Below are 2,537 nucleotides of genomic sequence, written 5' to 3' on the forward strand. Positions count from 1 at the left end.
AAGCAGCTCCTCACCGGCGGCGACGTGGTGAGCGCGCCTCACGTCCGCCGGGTGCTGGAAGGAATGTCCATTCCGGTGACGGCCTGCTACGGCCCCACCGAGGGCACCCTCTTCACCTCCTGCCACCGCATGACGGACGTCTCCCACGTGGGCGCCTCCGTCCCCATCGGCAGGCCCATCGGCAACACCCGGGTGTACCTGCTGGACGCTTCCGGCCAGCCCGTGCCCGTCGGTGTCACCGGTGAGCTGTTCATCGGCGGTGACGGCCTCGCGCGCGGCTACGTGGAGCAACCCGCCCTCACCGCCGAGCGCTTCGTACCCGATGCCTTCTCCGGCGTCCCGGGTGCCCGCCTCTATCGCACGGGCGACCTCGCGCGCTGGCGGCGTGACGGCGTGCTGGAGTTCCTCGGCCGCGCCGACGCACAGGTGAAGGTGCGCGGCTACCGCATCGAGCTGGCCGAGGTCGAAGCCGCCCTGTTGGCCTTCCCCGGCGTGGCACAGGCCGTGCCCCTGGTGCGTGAGGATGTCGCTGGCGACAAGCGCCTCGTCGGCTACGTTGCGTCCCCCGAGTCGCTCGATGTCGCCGCACTGCGCGCCTTCCTCAAGGGACGGCTCCCCGAGTACATGGTGCCTTCCGCCCTCGTGCGGCTGGACGCACTGCCCCTCACCGCGAACTCCAAGGTGGACAGGAAGGCCCTGCCGGCTCCGAGCTCGGCGCTGGCCCCCTCCTCGGAGTCCTACGTCGCGCCCCGCACGCCTTCGGAGGAGCTGCTGGCGGGAATCTACGCCCAGGTGCTGGGCGTGGAGCGCGTGAGCATCACCGACAGCTTCTTCGACCTGGGCGGCCACTCCCTGCTGGCCACGCGGGTGGTCTCCCGCATCCGCGCCTCCTTTGGCGTGGAGCTGCCCCTGCGCGAGCTGTTCCAGGCGCCCACGGTCGCCGCCCTCGCCGAGCGCATCGACACCGCCGTGCGCACCGGACAGGCCGGCGTGCTCCCGCGCATCGACCGGGTGCCTCGCACGGAGCGGCTGCCCGTCTCGTACTCGCAGGAGCGCCTGTGGTTCCTGGACCAGCTCGAGCCCGGCAGCCCCGCCTACAACATGCCCATCGTGCTGGAGCTGTCCGGCACCCTGGACATCCCGGCCCTGCGCGAGAGCCTCTCCGAGCTGGTGCGCCGGCACGAGGCCCTGCGCACCACGTTCCACGCCTCCGCCGAGGGCCCCTCCCAGCGCATCGCCGAGCCCGCGCCGCTGGAGCTGCCCGTCACCGACCTGAGCAGCCTCCCACCGGAAGAGCGCCAGACCGAGGCGCGGCGGCGCGTCGCCCAGGAGGCGCTGCGCCCCTTCGACCTGGCGGCGGGCCCCATCGTGCGCGGCATGCTGCTTCGCCTGGAGGAGCAGAGGCATGTGGTGATGCTCAACGTCCACCACATCGTGGCGGACGGCTGGTCCCTGAGCATCCTGGTCCGGGAGCTCACCGCGCTCTACTCCGCCTTCTCCTCGGGACAGCCTTCGCCGCTGCCGGAGCTGCCGCTCCAGTACCCCGACTACGCGGCGTGGCAGCGGCGGTGGCTGGTGGGCGACGAGCTGGAGAAGCAGCTCACCTGGTGGCGGCGCCAGCTCGACGGGGCGCCGCAGGACCTGGAGCTGCCCACCGACAGGCCGCGCGTCCATCAGCCCGCGCCGCCGGGCGCCCTGCTGTCCCGGGTGTTCCCGCCCGAGCTGGCCGAAGCGGTGGAGGCCCTCTGCAACCGCGAGGGTTCCACTCCCTTCATGTTCTTCCTGGCCGCCTTCCAGCTCCTGCTGGCGCGCTACTCCGGCCAGGACGACATCTCCGTCGGCTCGCCCGTCGCGGGCCGTAACCGCGCCGAGCTGGAGGGGCTGGTCGGCTTCTTCCTCAACACGCTGGTGATGCGCACCCGCCTGGACGGCGAGCCAACCGTCCGCGAGCTGCTGGGCCGCGTGCGTGAGACGGCGCTGGGGGCCTACGCCCACCAGCACGTGCCCTTCGAGAAGCTCCAGCCCATGCGTGACCTGCACCAGGCGCCGATGTTCCGGGTGATGTTCGTCCTCCAGAACCTCCCGCCCGCCGAGTTCGCGCTCCCGGGGCTGACGCTGCGCCCCGTGCCGTCCGAGCAGCGCATCGCCAAGTTCGACCTCTCGCTGTCCATGACCCGCACCGGAGCGGGCTTCCTGGCCGAGCTGGAATACGACTCCGGCCTGTTCGACGCGTCCACCGCCGAGCAGATGATGCGGCACCTGCGCACGCTCGTGGAGGAGATGGTGGCCGGCGCCGGCCGTCCCGTGTCCACGCTCTCGCTGCTCTCGGGCGAGGAGCGCCAGCGGCTGCTCGTGGATTGGAGCGGCACCCGCGCGGACTTCCCCGACGCCTGCATCCACTCCCTGTTCGAGGCCCAGGTGCGCCGCGCCCCGGACGCGCTGGCCGCCTCCTTCCAGGGCGAGCACCTCACGTACGCGCAGCTCGACCTGCGGGCCAACCAGCTCGCTCATGCGCTGCGCCGCCGGGGTGTCGGGCC

General features: G+C 72.3%; 1 protein-coding gene. It reads left to right on the top strand.

The window, feature by feature from the left end:
- The coding region (locus K8638_RS44055) for a condensation domain-containing protein (protein ID WP_223760789.1) at positions 1–2,537 on the top strand (2,537 nt) is incomplete at both ends.

The sequence above is a fragment of the Myxococcus sp. RHSTA-1-4 genome (genome assembly GCF_020037125.1).
In the GTDB taxonomy this organism is placed as follows: domain Bacteria; phylum Myxococcota; class Myxococcia; order Myxococcales; family Myxococcaceae; genus Myxococcus.